General features: G+C 59.1%; 18 protein-coding genes. 10 read left to right on the forward strand and 8 right to left on the reverse strand.

The genetic code is table 11. The annotated features are described in order from the left end of the window. Window positions 1–161: 161 nt before the first annotated feature. A complete protein-coding gene (gene tyrS, locus ACOZK9_RS19425; protein ID WP_152747920.1) occupies window positions 162–1,361 on the reverse strand; it encodes a tyrosine--tRNA ligase in 1,200 nt (399 codons plus the stop codon). 209 nt (window positions 1,362–1,570) lie between these two features. On the opposite strand from tyrS, the gene ACOZK9_RS19430 reads away from it, so the two are divergent. Both ACOZK9_RS19430 and ACOZK9_RS19435 read left to right on the forward strand, forming a co-directional pair. Further along, window positions 1,571–2,983 (forward strand): peptidoglycan DD-metalloendopeptidase family protein, encoded by a 1,413-nt coding sequence (locus tag ACOZK9_RS19430; RefSeq protein ID WP_421556366.1) that lies wholly within the window; start codon window positions 1,571–1,573, stop codon window positions 2,981–2,983. Between the two features lie 3 nt (window positions 2,984–2,986). Continuing rightward, window positions 2,987–4,078, forward strand: a complete 1,092-nt coding sequence (locus ACOZK9_RS19435; RefSeq protein ID WP_421556367.1) for an anhydro-N-acetylmuramic acid kinase — start codon at window positions 2,987–2,989, stop codon at window positions 4,076–4,078. 87 nt (window positions 4,079–4,165) lie between these two features. Here ACOZK9_RS19435 and erpA read toward each other — a convergent pair whose 3' ends face one another. Together erpA and argC are read right to left on the reverse strand one after the other, a co-directional pair. Then, complete coding sequence (erpA, locus tag ACOZK9_RS19440) at window positions 4,166–4,516, reverse strand: iron-sulfur cluster insertion protein ErpA (protein WP_007906865.1); 351 nt, start codon at window positions 4,514–4,516, stop codon at window positions 4,166–4,168. Window positions 4,517–4,710: 194 nt separating this feature from the next. Next, the gene (gene argC / locus ACOZK9_RS19445) at window positions 4,711–5,745 is read right to left on the reverse strand and encodes an N-acetyl-gamma-glutamyl-phosphate reductase (protein WP_122251716.1); all 1,035 of its coding nucleotides are present in this window, start codon (window positions 5,743–5,745) and stop codon (window positions 4,711–4,713) included. A gap of 135 nt (window positions 5,746–5,880) precedes the next feature. Between argC and hemJ the strand changes: the two genes are divergently transcribed. From hemJ to coq7, 6 genes are all read left to right on the forward strand, one after another. Continuing rightward, a complete protein-coding gene (hemJ, locus tag ACOZK9_RS19450) occupies window positions 5,881–6,309 on the forward strand; it encodes a protoporphyrinogen oxidase HemJ (RefSeq protein WP_058415288.1) in 429 nt (142 codons plus the stop codon). Window positions 6,310–6,333: 24 nt separating this feature from the next. Then, window positions 6,334–7,296: an NAD(P)H-dependent flavin oxidoreductase gene (locus ACOZK9_RS19455; protein WP_421556368.1), complete on the forward strand. Its 963-nt coding sequence runs from the start codon at window positions 6,334–6,336 to the stop codon at window positions 7,294–7,296. Between the two features lie 69 nt (window positions 7,297–7,365). Beyond that, complete coding sequence (locus ACOZK9_RS19460) at window positions 7,366–8,328, forward strand: DUF805 domain-containing protein (protein ID WP_152747916.1); 963 nt, start codon at window positions 7,366–7,368, stop codon at window positions 8,326–8,328. Window positions 8,329–8,391: 63 nt separating this feature from the next. Beyond that, window positions 8,392–9,180, forward strand: a complete 789-nt coding sequence (locus ACOZK9_RS19465; protein WP_152749482.1) for an SDR family NAD(P)-dependent oxidoreductase — start codon at window positions 8,392–8,394, stop codon at window positions 9,178–9,180. A 46-nt stretch (window positions 9,181–9,226) separates the two neighbouring features. Next, entirely contained in the window at window positions 9,227–9,565 is a 339-nt protein-coding gene (locus ACOZK9_RS19470) for a histidine triad nucleotide-binding protein (protein ID WP_058415284.1), read from the forward strand. A 91-nt stretch (window positions 9,566–9,656) separates the two neighbouring features. After that, a complete protein-coding gene (gene coq7 / locus ACOZK9_RS19475; RefSeq protein ID WP_058415283.1) occupies window positions 9,657–10,304 on the forward strand; it encodes a 2-polyprenyl-3-methyl-6-methoxy-1,4-benzoquinone monooxygenase in 648 nt (215 codons plus the stop codon). Window positions 10,305–10,358: 54 nt separating this feature from the next. Here coq7 and ACOZK9_RS19480 read toward each other — a convergent pair whose 3' ends face one another. Continuing rightward, window positions 10,359–10,781, reverse strand: a complete 423-nt coding sequence (locus ACOZK9_RS19480; protein ID WP_005792019.1) for an OsmC family protein — start codon at window positions 10,779–10,781, stop codon at window positions 10,359–10,361. Window positions 10,782–11,026: 245 nt separating this feature from the next. On the opposite strand from ACOZK9_RS19480, the gene crp reads away from it, so the two are divergent. After that, window positions 11,027–11,671, forward strand: a complete 645-nt coding sequence (crp, locus tag ACOZK9_RS19485; RefSeq protein WP_058415282.1) for a cAMP-activated global transcriptional regulator CRP — start codon at window positions 11,027–11,029, stop codon at window positions 11,669–11,671. On the opposite strand, the gene ACOZK9_RS19490 is transcribed toward crp, so the two are convergent. From ACOZK9_RS19490 to ACOZK9_RS19505, 4 genes are all read right to left on the reverse strand, one after another. Then, a complete protein-coding gene (locus ACOZK9_RS19490) occupies window positions 11,668–12,363 on the reverse strand; it encodes a lipoate--protein ligase family protein (protein ID WP_421556369.1) in 696 nt (231 codons plus the stop codon). The two genes, crp and ACOZK9_RS19490, sit on opposite strands and share 4 nt — an antisense overlap. Before the next feature lie 81 nt (window positions 12,364–12,444). After that, complete coding sequence (trpC, locus tag ACOZK9_RS19495; protein WP_152749479.1) at window positions 12,445–13,284, reverse strand: indole-3-glycerol phosphate synthase TrpC; 840 nt, start codon at window positions 13,282–13,284, stop codon at window positions 12,445–12,447. After that, complete coding sequence (gene trpD, locus ACOZK9_RS19500) at window positions 13,281–14,330, reverse strand: anthranilate phosphoribosyltransferase (RefSeq protein ID WP_058415279.1); 1,050 nt, start codon at window positions 14,328–14,330, stop codon at window positions 13,281–13,283. The genes trpC and trpD overlap by 4 nt, the downstream gene beginning before the upstream one ends. Window positions 14,331–14,339: 9 nt before the next feature. Continuing rightward, the gene (locus tag ACOZK9_RS19505) at window positions 14,340–14,933 is read right to left on the reverse strand and encodes an aminodeoxychorismate/anthranilate synthase component II (RefSeq protein WP_421556370.1); all 594 of its coding nucleotides are present in this window, start codon (window positions 14,931–14,933) and stop codon (window positions 14,340–14,342) included. Window positions 14,934–15,355: 422 nt separating this feature from the next. Between ACOZK9_RS19505 and estP the strand changes: the two genes are divergently transcribed. After that, a complete protein-coding gene (gene estP / locus ACOZK9_RS19510) occupies window positions 15,356–17,278 on the forward strand; it encodes an esterase EstP (protein ID WP_421556371.1) in 1,923 nt (640 codons plus the stop codon). Window positions 17,279–17,317 lie beyond the last annotated feature (39 nt).

The following is a 17,317-nucleotide window of genomic DNA, read 5'->3' on the forward strand; positions in this document are numbered from 1 at the left end:
CACCGCCCTACCAACTCCTTCTGGGCTTCGATGAACTGAAGCAACTCGCTGTCGAATCTCGCATAACTCTTTGTTTACCAAGGAGTTTTCCGTTTCGACTGCGCCGGAAGTGGGGCGAATTATAGACAGATATAAAACGCCGTCAACACTTAATTGCAGGTTTATTCGGATTTGAGCGAAATACGCGCAAATGCCTTCTTCCCGGCCTGGCAGACGTGGGTAGCGCCCAGCTCGTATATAAAGGTGCGATCCACAACCTCACCATCTATACGCACACCGCCGGAAGCCAGAAGGTCACGCGCAACCGCCGAGTTCTTCACCAAGCCCGCCTTATTAAGGACGGCAGCAATTGGCATCGCCTCGGTAGCAGTCAGCTCGATCTCCGGCAGATCATCCGGCAACTCGCCATCCTTCATGCGATTACCCGCTGCACGGTGAGCGCTGGCCGCAGCCTCGTCACCATGGAAACGCGCAACGATCTCTTCCGCCAGCTTGATCTTCACATCACGCGGATTCGCACCCGCCTCTACTTCTGCACGCAGCGCATTGATCTCATCCATCGAGCGGAAGCTCAACAGCTCGAAGTAACGCCACATCAGCGCATCCGGAATCGAAACCAGCTTGCCGTACATCACGCCCGGTGCTTCCTGGATACCTACATAGTTACCCAAGGACTTGGACATCTTCTTGACGCCATCCAACCCCTCCAGCAACGGCATGGTCAGAATGCACTGAGCCTCTTGCCCATACGCACGCTGCAGCTCACGCCCCATCAGCAGGTTGAATTTCTGGTCTGTGCCACCCAGCTCAACATCCGCCCGCAACGCCACCGAGTCATAACCCTGAACCAGTGGGTAGAGGAACTCGTGAATAGCGATGGGTTGATGGGTGGAGTAGCGCTTGTCGAAATCATCACGCTCAAGCATGCGTGCAACGGTGTACTGGGACGTCAGGCGAATGAAGTCCGCCGGCCCCATCTGGTCCATCCAGGTGGAGTTGAACGCCACCTCGGTCTTGGCCGGGTCGAGAATCTTGAACACCTGAGTCTTGTAGGTCTCGGCATTCGCCAGAACCTGCTCACGCGTCAGCGGTGGACGCGTTGCGCTTTTGCCGCTCGGATCACCGATCATCCCGGTGAAGTCACCTATAAGGAAGATGACCTGATGCCCCAGCTCCTGGAACTGACGCAGCTTATTAATAAGCACGGTGTGGCCGAGGTGCAGATCCGGTGCCGTAGGATCAAAGCCAGCCTTGATCCGCAAGGGTTGGCCACGTTTGAGCTTTTCAACCAGCTCGGCCTCGACCAACAGTTCTTCCGCACCACGTTTTATCAGCGCTAGCTGCTCTTCAACCGACTTCATAACAGACCCGCAAGGCTCAGATTCAAAAGGGAACCAACCATACAAGATCAGGGACTAATTACAAGTTTTGCCCTGCGCACGGCCACCGTTCGGCAAGCCCAGCGTTCGCGAGCTTGCGCCACAGATGATTTGGTTATATTTTATACAGTTATTTCATCTTCATCATGTCATTCATCTTTTCCATTTCATCTTCAAAGTCAAAATTACTTATGACCACAGAACCGTCTAAAGCGCCGCCGCTTTACCCGAAGACCCACCTGCTCGCCGCAAGTGGTATCGCCGCCCTCCTCAGCCTGGCACTCCTGGTATTCCCTTCCAGTGACGTAGAAGCCAAACGAACCTCCCTGAGCCTTGACCTGGAAAGTCCCGCTGAGCAACTGACACAAGACCAAGACGCTGCCGACACACAACAAGCCACAAATGCACCTGCTGAATCACCCTTTGCGCAGATAGACAGCACGCCCGAAGACACGCGGCAGGCCGCTCAAGACCAGCCTGCGGCGCCTGCTGCCAAGAACCCTCTGCACCGCGAAGTGATCGTGGCCAAAGGCGATACGCTTTCAACGCTGTTCGAAAAGGTTGGCCTGCCCGCCGCTACTGTTAATGAGGTGTTGGCGAGCGATAAACAAGCCAAACAATTCACCCAGCTCAAACACGGTCAGAAACTCGAGTTTGAATTGGCGCCCGACGGCCAGTTGAACAACCTGCACAGCAGCGTCAGCGACCTCGAAAGCATCACCCTGACCAAGAGCGCCAAAGGCTTTGCGTTCAACCGCATCACCACCAAGCCGGTGATGCGCTCCGCCTACGTGCACGGCGTGATCAACAGCTCACTGTCACAGTCCGCCGCCCGCGCCGGCTTGTCCCACAGCATGACCATGGACATGGCCAGCGTGTTTGGCTACGACATCGACTTCGCTCAGGATATTCGCCAGGGCGACGAGTTCGACGTGATCTACGAACAGAAAGTCGCCAATGGCAAAGTCGTGGGCACCGGCAACATTCTTTCTGCACGCTTCACTAACCGTGGCAAGACCTACACGGCGGTTCGCTACACCAACAAACAAGGCACCAGCAGCTATTACACGGCTGACGGCAACAGCATGCGCAAGGCCTTCATTCGTACACCAGTGGATTTCGCGCGTATCAGCTCGCGCTTCTCCATGGGCCGCAAGCACCCGATTTTGAACAAAATCCGCGCGCACAAAGGCGTCGATTACGCTGCCCCACGCGGCACGCCGATCAAGGCAGCCGGTGATGGCAAAGTACTGCTGGCCGGGCGTCGCGGTGGCTACGGCAATACCGTGATCATCCAGCACGGCAACACTTACCGTACGCTGTACGGCCACATGCAAGGCTTCGCCAAAGGCGTTTCGACCGGCGGCACCGTGAAGCAAGGGCAAGTAATCGGTTATATCGGCACTACCGGCCTGTCCACGGGCCCGCACTTGCACTATGAATTCCAGGTCAATGGCGTGCACGTCGACCCGCTGGGCCAGAAGCTGCCAATGGCTGACCCGATCGCCAAGGCCGAGCGCGCTCGTTTCCTGCAACAGAGCCAACCGCTGATGGCCCGCATGGACCAGGAACGCTCCACCCTGCTGGCTTCGGCGAAGCGTTAAGGTATGCCGCTCTATATAGGTGTGATGTCCGGGACCAGCCTCGATGGCCTGGATATCGCCCTGATCGAGCAAGACCCGGCGATCAATTTGATCGCCACTCACTACATTCCGATGCCTGATGCCCTGCGCACTGAGCTATTGGGCCTGTGCGCCAGCGGCCCGGACGAGATCGCTCGTTCGGCAATTGCCCAACAACACTGGGTCACGCTTGCCGCCCAAGGCATTCACACCCTGTTGAACCAGCAGCACTTAACACCTCAAGACATCCGCGCCATTGGTAGCCACGGGCAAACCATTCGCCATGAACCGGCACGCGGTTTTACCGTACAGATCGGCAACCCTGCATTGCTCACCGAATTGACCGGCATCACCGTGGTCAGCGACTTTCGCAGCCGCGACGTTGCCGCCGGTGGCCAAGGCGCACCGCTGGTGCCAGCCTTTCATGAAGCCTTGTTTGGTGAAAGCCGCGGCAACCGTGCCGTGTTGAATATCGGCGGGTTCAGCAACCTCAGCCTGATCGAGACCGGCAAACCGGTCGCCGGCTTCGACTGTGGCCCGGGCAATGTGCTGCTCGATGCCTGGATACACCAACAACGCGGCGAGCACTTTGATCGCGGCGGCGAGTGGGCAGCCACTGGCGAGGTCCAGCCTCAACTACTGAATGCCTTGCTCAGCGATCCGTTCTTTGTGACCAAAGGCCCGAAAAGTACCGGGCGCGAAGTCTTCAACCTCGGATGGCTGCAACAGCACCTCAGCCGTCTGCCGGCTTTCCAGCCGCAGGATGTGCAGGCCACGCTGCTTGAGCTGACCGCCCTGACCATCGTCGAGTCGCTGCAAGCGGCCCAGGCAGAGACTGAAACGCTGTTGATTTGTGGGGGCGGCGCGCACAACGCCACGCTGATGAACCGTCTGGCGGCGCTACTGGCGTCCACCCATGTCAGCAGCACCGCCACTTACGGAGTGGACCCGGATTGGGTCGAAGCCATGGCGTTCGCGTGGTTGGCCCATTGCTGCCTTGAGGGCATTGCCGCCAATCGCCCCAGCGTGACTGGCGCCCGTGGGCTGCGTGTGCTGGGCGCGATCTACCCGGCGTGACTGCCCGGCATAATCGGCAGACAGCAAAACGCCGCGTGGCTTATCAAGCCACGCGGCGTTTTTATTCGCCCTGAGCCAGTCTGTCGATCAGATCGAGAACGAAGACCCGCAACCACAGGTGGTAGTAGCGTTAGGGTTCTTGATCACGAAGCGCGAACCCTCCAGACCTTCCTGGTAATCCACCTCGGCGCCTGCCAAGTATTGGAAGCTCATCGGGTCCACGACCAGGCTGACGCCCTCGCGCTCGACGATGGTGTCGTCATCGGCCACTTCTTCATCGAAGGTAAAACCGTACTGAAACCCTGAACAACCGCCGCCCGTAACAAATACGCGCAGCTTCAAGCGATCATTACCCTCTTCATCGACCAGGCTCTTCACCTTGTGCGCAGCACCGTGGGTGAATTGCAAAGCCGTGGGGGTGAAGGATTCAACGCTCATGCTGATAATCTCCCGGCGTAACGCCGCCATATGCGTAATGGGCGGTATTATCCGCTTCTCCTAGAAAATCGGTCAACTATTAAGGGAGCAAAGGCAGATGTGAGCTTCAAGCTTCAAGCTTCAAGCTCAGATCTTACAGCCTGCGACTTTTCGCTTGTAGCTTGTAGCTCGTAGCTCGTAGCTTGCCGCTGCCTTTAAGGCAGCATGCCTGCATGCGACAGGCCGAGCTTCTCGTCCAGGCCGAACAGGATGTTCATGTTCTGCACTGCCTGGCCCGACGCGCCCTTGACCAAGTTATCGATCACCGAAAGCACCACCACCAGGTCGCCATCCTGCGGACGGTGCACGGCAATACGGCACACATTGGCGCCGCGCACACTGCGGGTTTCCGGATGGCTACCGGCAGGCATGACATCGACGAACGGTTCGTTGGCATAACGTTTTTCAAACAGCGCTTGCAGGTCCACCGAGCGGTCCACGACGGTTGCGTACAACGTGGAGTGAATGCCACGGATCATCGGCGTAAGGTGCGGCACGAAGGTCAGGCCCACGTCCTTACCGGCTGCACGACGCAGCCCCTGGCGGATTTCAGGCAAGTGGCGATGCCCTTTTACCGCATAGGCTTTCATGCTTTCCGACGTCTCGGAGTACAGCGACCCTACCGCCGCACCGCGACCGGCACCGCTGACGCCCGATTTGCAGTCGGCGATCAAACGCGTAGCGTCCGCCAGCCCGGCCTCCAGCAACGGCAGGAAACCCAGCTGCGTAGCGGTCGGATAGCAACCCGGCACCGCGATCAGACGCGCCTGCTTGATCTGCTCACGATTGACTTCCGGCAGACCATATACGGCCTCCTCAAGCAGCTCCGGTGCACCGTGCGGCTGGCCGTACCACTTGGCCCACTCATCGGCATCCTGCAAGCGGAAGTCAGCCGACAGGTCAATGACCTTGGTGCCGGCCGCCAGCAGTTCGCCAGCCAAGGCATGCGCAACACCGTGAGGCGTGGCAAAGAACACCACATCACAAGCGCCAAGGGTCTTGATGTCCGGGACGCTGAACGCCAGGCCGTCATAGTGACCTCGCAGGTTCGGGTACATATCGGCAACAGCCAGCCCGGCCTCGGATCGGGAGGTGATGACCACCACCTCAGCTTGCGGATGCTGAGCCAACAGACGCAGCAACTCGACACCGGTGTAACCCGTGCCGCCGACGATACCGACCTTGACCATAAAACTGCCCTCAACGAACCCATTGGAAAGCCGTCGATAATAGGGGCCGTACCGTCCTGCGACAACCATCAACGTGACGTATGGGCGCATCAGCCACTACTATCCCTATTACCGTGAACCTGGGAATAACTAAAAATGCTCTATTTATGGGTCAAAGCTTTCCATATCGTCGCCATCGTGTGCTGGTTTGCCGCGCTGTTCTACCTGCCGCGCCTGTTCGTCTACCACGCTCAAAGCAAGGACACCGTCAGCAAAGACCGCTTCTGCGTGATGGAGCGCAAGCTCTACCGCGGCATCATGGGCCCTTCGATGATCGCCAGCCTGGTATTGGGCATCTGGTTGATCATCCTTAACCCGGCTATTTTTCAATCAGGCGCCTGGATCCACGCCAAGCTGACCCTGGTAGTGCTGCTTATTGGTTACCACCATATGTGCGGCGCGCAGGTAAAACGCTTTGCGCGTGGCGAAAATACGCGTAGCCATGTGTTTTATCGCTGGTTCAATGAAGTGCCCGTGCTGATATTGCTGGCTATCGTAATTTTGGTTGTGGTCAAACCGTTCTAACGTCAATCACTTGGGGTCATTACGATGTCGCTGCCCGCTTTGCTTGAACAACGTCTGCGCTTGCCTGTAGTGGTGGCGCCGATGTTTCTGATTTCCAATCCGCAACTGGTACTGGCCTGCTGCCGTAACGGGGTGGTCGGGAGTTTCCCGGCGCTCAACCAACGCGAAAGCAGCGGCTTCAAGGCTTGGCTGGAAGAAATCGAAGCGGGCCTGGCGCAACTCGACAACCCCGCGCCCTATGCGGTCAACCTGATCGTGCACAACAGCAACCCACGGCTTGAAGCCGACTTGGCGATCTGCGTCGAGCACAAAGTGCCGATTGTCATTACCAGCCTGGGCGCGGTAAAGGAACTGGTCGATGCCGTGCACAGTTACGGTGGCCTGGTGTTTCACGACGTCACCACTCGGCGCCATGCCGAAAAGGCTGCCGAAGCCGGGGTTGACGGCCTGATTGCGGTGGCCGCAGGCGCCGGTGGCCACGCAGGCACCTGGAGCCCGTTCGCGCTAATCGCCGAGATTCGCCAGTTCTTCGATAAAACCCTGCTGTTGGCCGGCTGCCTTAACCACGGGCACGAGATCCTTGCCGCCCAATTGCTGGGCGCAGACCTCGCGTATTTCGGTACGCGCTTTATCGGCACCACCGAAAGCCACGCCCCGGACGCGTATAAAGAGATGCTGCTGACCTCACGCGCCGCCGACATTGTGCACACGCCCGCCGTCTCAGGAGTACCCGCAAGTTTTATGCGCCAGAGCCTGGAAAACGCCGGCTTCGACATCAAAGCGCTGCAGGCCAACGGTGACGGCAGCGCCGGCGCCAAGCTCAAACCATTGGGCGACGAAGCCAAGGCATGGAAGACCGTATGGTCTGCCGGCCAAGGTGTCGGCGAAATTGATGACTTGCCCAGCGTTGGTGAACTGATTACTCGCCTGGATGCCGAATACCGCAAGGCGCGCGAACACGCAGCGCAGTTACACTGGCCACGCTGACAACCACCAGGCCTGCCGACTGAAGCTGGCCTGCACTCCCCTTCCTGATCAAGTGACAAGGATGCCTGCATGAGCGACAACCGTTTCAAGATTGTGTTTGACGGAGCCTTGCTCCCAGGCGTCGAAAGCACTACTGCCAAGCTGAACCTCGCTGAACTGTTCAAGTGCGATGTGCAAGCCATCGAAAGGCTCTTCACCGGCAGCACGGTTGCGCTTAAGCGTGACCTCTCCAGCGCCGATGCAGACACCTACCTGCTCGCGTTGAAAAACGCTGGCGTCGATGCGCGTATCGAGCCTGAACAGCCGCTAACCTTCAGCCTGGATAAAACCAACGAGACGGCGCCTGCTGCCGCTGATTTTGCAAACCCTTCGGCGTCGCCGTATGCCCCGCCACGCGCGGCAGTCGGAGACCACACCGCAGAGTTCTCGACACTTAAAGTCTTCACCACCCACGGGCGCATCGGCCGCCTGCGCTACCTGGCCTGGACGCTGGTTATGTCGGTTGCCATGCTGGTCGCCTCGGGCATCATCAGCACGGCGAGCTTCGCCGTAGCGACCGCCTCGCCGACTGCGGGCACCATTCTCGGCGTGCTGCTGGGGCTGGCGCTGTTTGTGGCGCTGGTGTGCGTCAGCGTACAAATCGGTGTGCAGCGCCTGCACGACCTTGGCTGGTCCGGCTGGCTGTACCTGCTGAACCTGGTGCCGCTGGTGAACAGTATTTTCCCACTGCTGTTGCTGGTGCTGCCGGGCAATACCGGCGCCAACCAATACGGCCCGCCGCCGCCGCGCAACTCCAAAGCGGTAAAAGTGCTCGCTGCCCTGTGGCTGGCGTTCATTCCGGTGATACTCGCCATCGCGCTCGCACTGGGCATGAACGGCTACTTTGACCAGCTCGAAGCCAACCTGGGCAATCGCTACGAAAGCAGCTCGATCACCTCTGATGACGCCGCCGATCAAAGCGCGAACGTTGATGAAGAAGACGTGCAAAGTGCTGACGACACAGCCGAACCTGTAGACTCTCCAGAACAGTGAGAAAACGCCCGTCGCCTGTGATGCCTCTGTCACAGGCACGGTCGCGTTGCGATGGAGAAAGGCATGACCCGTTACGCTCTGATCACCGGTGCTTCCAGCGGCATCGGCCTGGCCTTGGCCGAAGCATTGGCCCGTCGCGGCCGCAGCTTGATTTTGGTAGCCCGCCAGCGTGATCAGTTGGAAAGTATTGCAATCGAATTGACTCAACGCTTTGGCGTCGAGGTGCTGTTTCGTGCCTGTGACCTGGGCGAGCCGCTGCGTTTGTCGGGTTTTCTGCTGGAACTTGAAGAAGGTGAGCGGCAGATCGACCTGTTGGTCAATTGCGCCGGGATCGGCACCAGCGGGCCATTTTTGGCTCAGGACTGGATGACTGAACAAGACCTGATTGAAGTCAACATTCTGGCCCTGACCCGCATGTGCCACGCTCTGGGCAACGCCATGGCGCTGCACGGCGGCGGGCAGATACTCAATGTCGCCTCAATCGCAGCCTTTCAGCCGGGCCCCTGGATGAGCAGCTATTACGCCAGCAAGGCCTATGTGTTGCACTTCTCCGAAGGCCTGCGCGAAGAGTTGAAAACCTGCGGCATCAAGGTCTCGGTGCTCTGCCCTGGCCCCACGCGCACGGCGTTCTTCGGCACCGCGCAAATGGACACGGCCAAACTCGACCGCAGCACAACACTGATGAGTGCCGAAGAAGTGGCGCTCTACACCGTGCGCGCGCTGGAAAAAAACCGCGCGATCATTATTCCTGGGCGACGCAACCGCTGGCTCACCCTCAGCCCGCGTTTCACCCCGCGTTGGCTGACGCGCAAGATAGCCGGCGCGATCAACAAGGCCTATTGCCCGCGCTGACAGGCTGGGTACACTGCCCTTGCACTTTCATAATGGAGACACAGCTGTGGATACTCTGTTCACCAAAATCATCAACAGAGAAATACCCGCCACGATCATTTACGAAGATGATCAGGTGCTGGCGTTCAACGACATAGCACCGCAGGCGCCAGTGCATTTTCTGGTCATCCCGAAAAAACCCATTCGCACCCTCAATGACCTGACCGAAGACGACAAAGCCCTGGCGGGGCACATTCTGTTCACCGCCCAGCGGCTGGCGGTGGAACAAGGCTGTGAGAAGGGTTTTCGCGTGGTCATGAACTGCAATGAAGAGGGCGGGCAAACCGTCTATCACATTCATATGCACGTGCTCGGCCAACGCCAGATGCACTGGCCGCCGGGCTGAGTGCCCTTGCCACAAAGGCAAATTGACTCAGCACAAACGCTTCGCCCTCTCTTGCGGTAAACTGACCGCCGAGATTCTTCCGGAGGTCAGCATGACTACCCAACGTCACTACTCGCCGATTGACCGTCTGTTGCTGCAAGCCGACACCGCCATGCGCACGTTGCTGCCGTTCAGTGGCCAACCGTATCGCCCATCGCCCGCCATCGTGCAGCCCGATGCGCAGATGAGCGAGACCGACACGCGCCACGTCGCCGGCCTGATGCGCATCAACCATACCGGCGAAGTCTGTGCCCAGGCGCTGTACCAGGGCCAGGCGCTGACCGCCAAGCTGCCGCAAGTGCGCGCCGCAATGGAGCATGCTGCCGAAGAAGAGATCGACCACTTGGCGTGGTGCGAGCAACGTATTCGCCAACTGGGTAGCCACCCGAGCGTGCTGAACCCACTGTTTTATGGTCTGTCGTTCGGTATTGGCGCGGCCGCGGGCCTGATCAGCGACAAGGTCAGCCTCGGGTTTGTCGCCGCGACGGAACATCAGGTGTGCAAGCACCTGGATGAACACCTGGAGCAACTGCCGGCCGAGGACGAGAAATCCCGCGCCATTCTTGAGCAGATGCGCATTGATGAACAGCACCACGCAGACAGCGCTTTGGATGCCGGTGGCTTTCGCTTCCCGGCGCCCGTGCGGTTCGGCATGAGCCTGCTGGCCAAAGTCATGACCAAAAGCACTTACCGCGTCTGACGGCACTGTGCAGGAGCGCGGCGAACGCTTGGCTCCTGCAACAGCCTGCAATGATCAGCCCAGCTCGATGATTTCGTAATCATGGGTGATGGCCACACCGGCCGCGCCGAGCATGATCGACGCCGAGCAGTACTTCTCAGCCGACAACTCGATGGCACGCTTGACCTGAGCTTCCTTCAGCGCCCGCCCCTTCACCACGAAATGCATGTGGATTTTGGTAAATACTTTGGGGTCTTCAGTCGCGCGCTCGGCTTCCAGGAACGCTTCGCAGCTTTCCACGGCCTGGCGGGACTTCTTCAGAATGCTGACCACGTCGAAATTGCTGCAACCGCCGACACCCAGCAGGAGCATTTCCATCGGGCGTACGCCGAGGTTACGCCCACCGGCTTCCGGCGGGCCGTCCATGACCACCACATGACCACTGCCTGATTCACCGAGGAACATGGCCTCGCCCGCCCATTGGATGCGTGCCTTCATCGCCCAGACTCCACTGCTAAAAAAGGGTCGCCAGCTTAGCACAGGGCCTTGCAACCACAGCGCTCTGCATAAAAACCACCAATGTCAGCCGGTTGCCGGATAAATTCCCCAATCGAGACAGAATGTGTCTGTTAAGCTGGCGCCAAATGAATGGCGCATCGCCATGCTTTGTACTGCGTGTATCAATCACGACACGCTGAAAGAATAAATCCAACCACATCGCGCAGTCTTTTCGGGATACAACCATGGTTGCTCTGACTCCCACACCCAAGATCAAGAATCTCGACAAGCTGCTGATGCACTGCCAACGCCGGCGTTACCCGGCCAAGCACAACATTATTTGCGCGGGCGAACGCTCCGAAACACTGTTCTTCATTATCAAAGGCTCGGTGACCATCCTGATCGAGGATGAAGAGGGCCGCGAGATGATCATCGCCTACCTCAATACAGGGGATTTTTTTGGCGAGTTGGGGCTGTTTGAACAAGCCGGTAAAGAACAGAAACGCAGCGCGTGGGTGCGGGCCAAGGTGGAATGTGAAGTCGCCGAAATCAGTTACACCACATTCCGTGAATTGGCCCAACAGGACCCGGACATCCTCTACGCCCTGAGCGGCCAGATCGCCCAGCGCCTGCGCGACACCACACGCAAAGTGGGCGACCTGGCGTTTTTTGACGTCACCGGCCGGGTTGCGCGCTGCTTGCTGGAATTGTGTAAACAGCCCGACGCCATCACCCACCCGGATGGTATGCAGATAAAAGTCACGCGCCAGGAAATCGGGCGCATTGTCGGCTGTTCACGGGAAATGGTCGGTCGCGTGCTCAAAGACCTGGAAGAGCGCAACCTGGTAAACGTCAAAGGCAAGACGATGGTGGTGTTCGGTACACGTTAAACCGCTGGGAAACCGGCCAGCATCTGGCGGTACGCGCGGTCGAGCTGGCTAAGCACATCTGCTGCGGGGAAGGCTTCATGCAGCGCGATGTGGCTGTCGGCACGCACCCGCTGCTCAAGCCCGCACGCTTGATTGAAGCGATTGACCGCCGCGATCAATTCCTCGCGGTCGTTATCCAGCAACAACGCCCCGTGCACCAACCCCACCGGGCGACCCGCACTTTGCCGCCAGCGCTGGGCGGTGCCGACCATCTTGCGGCCGTTGAGGTTGACGTTGTAACGGCCATCGCAGAATGCACCGTCGATTTCACCGAGACTGGCATCACCGCCCAACGCGATCAACGCATCGCAGATCGGCTGGCACAAACGCTGGTAACCGGTTTCGATGCGCCCTTGATCGCCTTCGCTGCGCGGCGGCGCGTAAACCAGGGCGATGTTGACCGTAGCGGCAGACTGCGGCACCGGTTCGCCGCCGGTTTCGCGCAGCAACACCGGCCAACCAGCATCTGAAGAGACTGTGCTGGCCGCATCAAAGGCTGGCAAGCGGCTCAAACGACGCGGCATGACCAACGCTTGATCGCTGGGCTGCCAGAACAGCAGCCCAAATGCCTGCTCACCGGCGCAAACGGCAGCCAACAAGTCCTGCTCGGCGGCAAGCCCTGCTTCAACGGTCATCCTGACTGGCTGAGTCATCAAACACCTACCCATCTGAATAAACACAACACCCAATGTGGGAAGGGGCTTGCGCCCTCCCCACGTTGATCGTGTTTCAGGTCAATCCAGGGTCGAACCACTGACCGCCGCCACGCCACGCTCTGGGAAGAACAGACGCTGCAGTTCCGCCCCAGGGTTTTCGGCGCGCATGAAGGTTTCGCCGACCAGGAACGAGTACACGCCGCTGATTTCCATCAGTTCTACGTCGGCGCGGTTGACGATGCCGCTTTCGGTGATCACCAGCCGATCACGCGGAATACGCGGCAACAGGTCGAGGGTGTTTTCGAGGCTGACTTCGAACGTGTGCAAGTTTCGGTTGTTGACCCCGACCAGCGGTGTGTCGAGGGTTTTCAGTGCACGCTCCAGCTCATCGCCGTCGTGCACTTCTACCAATACATCCAGGCCAACGCTTTTGGCCACGGCCGCCAACTCAGCCAGCTTCACGTCATCCAGTGCCGAAACGATCAGCAGCACGCAGTCCGCGCCCAAGGCACGCGCTTCGATAATCTGGTACGGGTCGACCATGAAATCCTTACGGATGACCGGCAACTTGCACGCAGCGCGAGCCTGTTGCAGGAAGAGGTCGCTGCCCTGGAAATAGTCGATGTCGGTCAGCACCGAGAGGCACGTTGCGCCACCCTTCTCATAGCTTTTGGCAATCTCTTCGGGAATGAAGATCTCGCGAATCACGCCTTTGCTGGGTGAGGCTTTTTTAATCTCGGCAATCACCGCGGGCTGCTTTTCTCTGGCCTGCTTTATCAGCGCATCGGCAAAGCCACGCGGCGCATCGGCGCTTTTCGCCAAGCCTTCCAACTCGGCGAGGCTGACACGCGCACGTCGCTCGGCAACTTCTTCAGCCTTGCGCGCGAGAATTTTTTCCAGAACGGTCGGAACACTCATCCTTCATTCTCCATTTTGAACACAGCGGTAAAGGCTCCCAGCTCTTCGAGTTTTTCGCGAGCCAGCCCGGTGTGTAACGCATCGTGGGCCAAGGCGACACCTTCTTTGAGACTATAAGCATGGTCCGCCGCGTAAAGCGCCGCGCCAGCATTCAGAACAATCATTTCTGCAGCTTTCTGGCCGTTTTCAGTCTTGCGGCGCCCCAAGGCATCGCGAATCAGTTCCAGCGATGCTGCCGGGCTTTCAACGGCCAGGCCATGCAAACTCTGGCTCTTCATGCCGAGGTCTTCGGGCTCGACCCAATACTCGCTGATTTGGTCATTCTTCAGCTCCGCCACAAAGGTCGGTGCCGCCAGGCTGAATTCGTCCAGGCCATCTTTGGAGTGCACCACCAACACATGTTTGCTGCCCATGCGCTGCAACACTTCGGCCAATGGCCGGCACAGCGCCTGGCTGAACACCCCGACTACCTGATGTTTCACACCGGCCGGATTCGTAAGCGGGCCAAGCATGTTGAACAGGGTGCGCAAGCCAAGGTCCTTGCGCGGGCCGGCGGCGTGTTTCATCGCGCCGTGGTGCGACTGGGCAAACATGAAGCCAATACCCACACTGTCAATGCACCGCGCCACTTGTACCGGCGTGAGGTTCAGATAGATCCCGGCCGCTTCCAGCAAGTCGGCGCTGCCGCTCTTGCCGGAGACCGCGCGGTTACCGTGCTTGGCCACTGTGCAACCGGCCGCCGCAACCACAAAAGAGGCCGCGGTCGACACGTTGAAAATATTCGCACCATCACCGCCGGTGCCCACCACATCGACGACGCCGTCGAGGGTCTTCAGCTCGACCTTGTCCGCCAGCTCACGCATCACCGACACGGCGCCGACGATTTCGTCGATGCTTTCGCTCTTCATGCGCATGGCCATCATGAACGCGCCGATCTGCGCGTCGGTGCATTGGCCGGTCATGATCTCGCGCATCACATCGCTCATTTCAGCGGTGCTCAGGTCCAGATGGCCGACGATACGGCTCAGGGCTGTCTTGATATCCATGGAAAGTCCTTAGCGCGTGCCGCCGCTCTGCTTGAGAAAGTTAGCGAACAGCTCGTAGCCCTGCTCGGTCAAGATCGATTCAGGGTGAAATTGCACCCCTTCGATATTCAATGTCTTGTGGCGCAGGCCCATGATCTCGTCGACCGAGCCATCTTCCAATTGGGTCCAGGCCGTGACTTCGAGGCATTCCGGCAGGGTTTCGCGCTTGACCACCAGCGAGTGGTAACGGGTGACGGTCACCGGCAGGTTGAGGCCATTGAATACGCCTACATCTGTATGGAATACCGGGCTGGTCTTGCCGTGCATCACCTGGCGTGCACGCACCACGTCACCACCAAAGGCCTGGCCGATGGACTGATGCCCCAGGCACACGCCCAAAATCGGCAACTTGCCGGCGAAATACTGAATGGCTTCGAGGGAAATACCCGCCTCAGTCGGCGTGCAAGGACCAGGCGAAACCACGATGCGCTCCGGGCTCAGGGCGGCAATCTCGGCGACGGTCAGCTCGTCATTGCGCACCACCTTGACCTCGGCACCGAGTTCGCCCAAGTACTGCACAACGTTATAGGTAAAGGAATCGTAGTTATCAATCATCAGCAACATGTGGGTTCAAACCTCTTGAATTCACTGATTTCGAATGACCGCCTTCCAAGAGAGTGACCCGCTGCCAGACGCACGTTCCGGTTGCCGGGGTTAGTCGGCAAGGGGCGTCAAACAACAGGTGAAGAAGGCAAATCGGTACAGGTCCGGCCGGGCCGGCAGAGAAAATGTCAGGCGCGCCAACGCCAACGGGCGTGTGCCTTGATTACTCGCATCAAGAGTTTGCTGATAATCAACACGGGGAGGGTCTCATTCATACGTTTCAGCACAGTAACGTAGCCTCGCCAGCGGTGCAATATGGCGCAGCGAATACGGGGGCATCACCGCAGAGTGTTTATCGGAAAAAACTGTTTTCTTCGATGAAAAGCCTGAATACATTATTAGTGTTTCGCTTCCGATACAAAAATAACGAGATGGAATCCCGCATGCTCAGACCACCGTTTTTCGCGCCACTGGCCGGCTGCCTCCTGTCACTGGCCTGCGCGCAAGCATTGGCAGCACCTTCGCCGTACACAACCATGGTGGTTTTCGGCGATAGCCTGGCCGACGCCGGCCAACTCGCCGACGGCTCGAATGGCGCCACCTTGCGCTACACCAACCGAACCGGGCCGACGTTCCAGGGCGATTTTGGCCTGGTGTCATCAACCTTGTTGGGCTCAAAGCTGGGCGTTGCGCCAAACGACCTGAATGCCTCGACCTCACCGGTGCGTGCCGCGCAAGGCTTGCCGGACGGAAACAACTGGGCAGTCGGCGGCTACCGTACCGACAATATCCTGGACTCGATCAACTCGGTCTCCAATGCGACGATTCCACCTGGAAACACCGGTGGCGGCACCGTGCTGCGCAGCCGTCAGGGTTATCTACCGGCAAACGGCGGGCGGGCCGACCCCAACGCGCTGTACTTTATTTCGGGTGGCGGCAATGACTTCCTGCAAGGGCGCGTGCTCAGCGCCGGCCAAGCCGTTGCCGCGGGCGGGCGCCTGGCCGACAGTGCCCAAACGCTGCAACAAGCCGGCGCGCGCTACATCATGGTGTGGATGCTGCCCGACCTTGGCCTGACCCCGGCCATCAACGGCACCCCGTTGCAGGCGACGAGTTCGGCGCTGAGCAGTGTTTTCAACCAGGCGCTGGTGCAACGCCTGTCGCAGATCGATGCCCAGATCATCCCACTGAATATTCCGTTGTTGCTGCAAGAAAGCTTCGCCGACCCAGCCCGCTTTGGCCTGGCCACCGGGCAAAACCTCACCGGCACCTGCTTCAGCGGCAACGGTTGCACCGCCAACCCGACCTATGGCATCGGCGGCACCAACCCGGACCCGACCAAGCTGATCTACAACGACGCGGTGCACCCCACCATCGCCGGGCAACGCTTGATCGCCGACTACGCCTATTCCCTGCTCGCGGCGCGATGGGAACTGTCGTTGCTGCCGGAAATGGCCCAAGGCACAGTGCGCGCCCACCAGGATGAATTGCGCAACCAATGGCAAGCCGACAACGGCAACTGGCAAGCCGTCGGGCAGTGGCGGGCCATTGTGGCTAGCGGTGGGCAACGCCTGGACTTCGACGATCAAAGCAGTTCGGCCAGCGGCGACGGCAGTGGCTATAGCCTGAATATCGGCGGCAGCTACCGGCTCGACGAGAACTGGCGTGTGGGCGTTGCAGCCGGGCTGTATCGGCAGACGCTCGAAGCTGGCGCCAGCGATTCGGACTACAAACTCAACAGCTACATGGGCACCGCGTTCGCCCAGTATCAACAGAATCACTGGTGGGCCGACGTAGCCTTGACCGGCGGCAAACTGGACTTCGACAGCCTCAAACGCACGTTCGCCCTCGGCGTCAGCGAAGGCTCGGAGAAAGGCGACACCGATGGCTGGCTGTGGGCCTTGAGCAGCCGTTTGGGCTATGACATTGCCGGTGCCGGCAGCGACTGGCACCTGTCACCCTTCATCAGCGCCGACTATGCGCGCGTAGAAGTGAATGGCTATTCGGAGAAAGACAACCGCTCCACCGCGCTGACATTCGACGACCAGCAACGCGACTCCAAGCGCCTCGGCGTTGGCCTGCAGGGCAGCTACCGCATCACTGCGCAGACTCAGGTGTTTGGCGAAGTGGCCCACGAGCATGAGTTCGAAAATGACACCCAAAAGGTGAACATTTCGCTGAACAGCGTGCAAGCAATTGACTTCAAACTTGACGGCTATACACCGCGCAGCAATTCGGACCGCTTGAGCCTCGGCGTCAGCCACAAACTGACTGAGGCGCTGGCGTTACGCGCGGCTTATAACGTGCGCAAGGACGACAGCTTCACCCAGCAAGGCGCCAGTGTCGGGGTAAGCCTGGATTTCTAAGCCCGAAAACCCATGTGGGAAGGAGCTTGCTCCCTCCCA

This window comes from Pseudomonas kitaguniensis, from assembly GCF_049199985.1.
Taxonomy (GTDB): domain Bacteria; phylum Pseudomonadota; class Gammaproteobacteria; order Pseudomonadales; family Pseudomonadaceae; genus Aquipseudomonas; species Aquipseudomonas kitaguniensis.

What these genes read in the sequence shown, in the direction of transcription:
- tyrS (WP_152747920.1), bottom strand. Translation starts at nt 1,361, where the DNA reads ATGAAGTCGGTTGAAGAGCAGCTAGCGCTGATAAAACGTGGTGCGGAA.
- ACOZK9_RS19430 (WP_421556366.1), top strand. Translation starts at nt 1,571, where the DNA reads ATGACCACAGAACCGTCTAAAGCGCCGCCGCTTTACCCGAAGACCCAC.
- ACOZK9_RS19435 (WP_421556367.1), top strand. Translation starts at nt 2,987, where the DNA reads ATGCCGCTCTATATAGGTGTGATGTCCGGGACCAGCCTCGATGGCCTG.
- erpA (WP_007906865.1), bottom strand. Translation starts at nt 4,516, where the DNA reads ATGAGCGTTGAATCCTTCACCCCCACGGCTTTGCAATTCACCCACGGT.
- argC (WP_122251716.1), bottom strand. Translation starts at nt 5,745, where the DNA reads ATGGTCAAGGTCGGTATCGTCGGCGGCACGGGTTACACCGGTGTCGAG.
- hemJ (WP_058415288.1), top strand. Translation starts at nt 5,881, where the DNA reads ATGCTCTATTTATGGGTCAAAGCTTTCCATATCGTCGCCATCGTGTGC.
- ACOZK9_RS19455 (WP_421556368.1), top strand. Translation starts at nt 6,334, where the DNA reads ATGTCGCTGCCCGCTTTGCTTGAACAACGTCTGCGCTTGCCTGTAGTG.
- ACOZK9_RS19460 (WP_152747916.1), top strand. Translation starts at nt 7,366, where the DNA reads ATGAGCGACAACCGTTTCAAGATTGTGTTTGACGGAGCCTTGCTCCCA.
- ACOZK9_RS19465 (WP_152749482.1), top strand. Translation starts at nt 8,392, where the DNA reads ATGACCCGTTACGCTCTGATCACCGGTGCTTCCAGCGGCATCGGCCTG.
- coq7 (WP_058415283.1), top strand. Translation starts at nt 9,657, where the DNA reads ATGACTACCCAACGTCACTACTCGCCGATTGACCGTCTGTTGCTGCAA.
- ACOZK9_RS19480 (WP_005792019.1), bottom strand. Translation starts at nt 10,781, where the DNA reads ATGAAGGCACGCATCCAATGGGCGGGCGAGGCCATGTTCCTCGGTGAA.
- crp (WP_058415282.1), top strand. Translation starts at nt 11,027, where the DNA reads ATGGTTGCTCTGACTCCCACACCCAAGATCAAGAATCTCGACAAGCTG.
- ACOZK9_RS19490 (WP_421556369.1), bottom strand. Translation starts at nt 12,363, where the DNA reads ATGACTCAGCCAGTCAGGATGACCGTTGAAGCAGGGCTTGCCGCCGAG.
- trpC (WP_152749479.1), bottom strand. Translation starts at nt 13,284, where the DNA reads ATGAGTGTTCCGACCGTTCTGGAAAAAATTCTCGCGCGCAAGGCTGAA.
- trpD (WP_058415279.1), bottom strand. Translation starts at nt 14,330, where the DNA reads ATGGATATCAAGACAGCCCTGAGCCGTATCGTCGGCCATCTGGACCTG.
- ACOZK9_RS19505 (WP_421556370.1), bottom strand. Translation starts at nt 14,933, where the DNA reads ATGTTGCTGATGATTGATAACTACGATTCCTTTACCTATAACGTTGTG.
- estP (WP_421556371.1), top strand. Translation starts at nt 15,356, where the DNA reads ATGCTCAGACCACCGTTTTTCGCGCCACTGGCCGGCTGCCTCCTGTCA.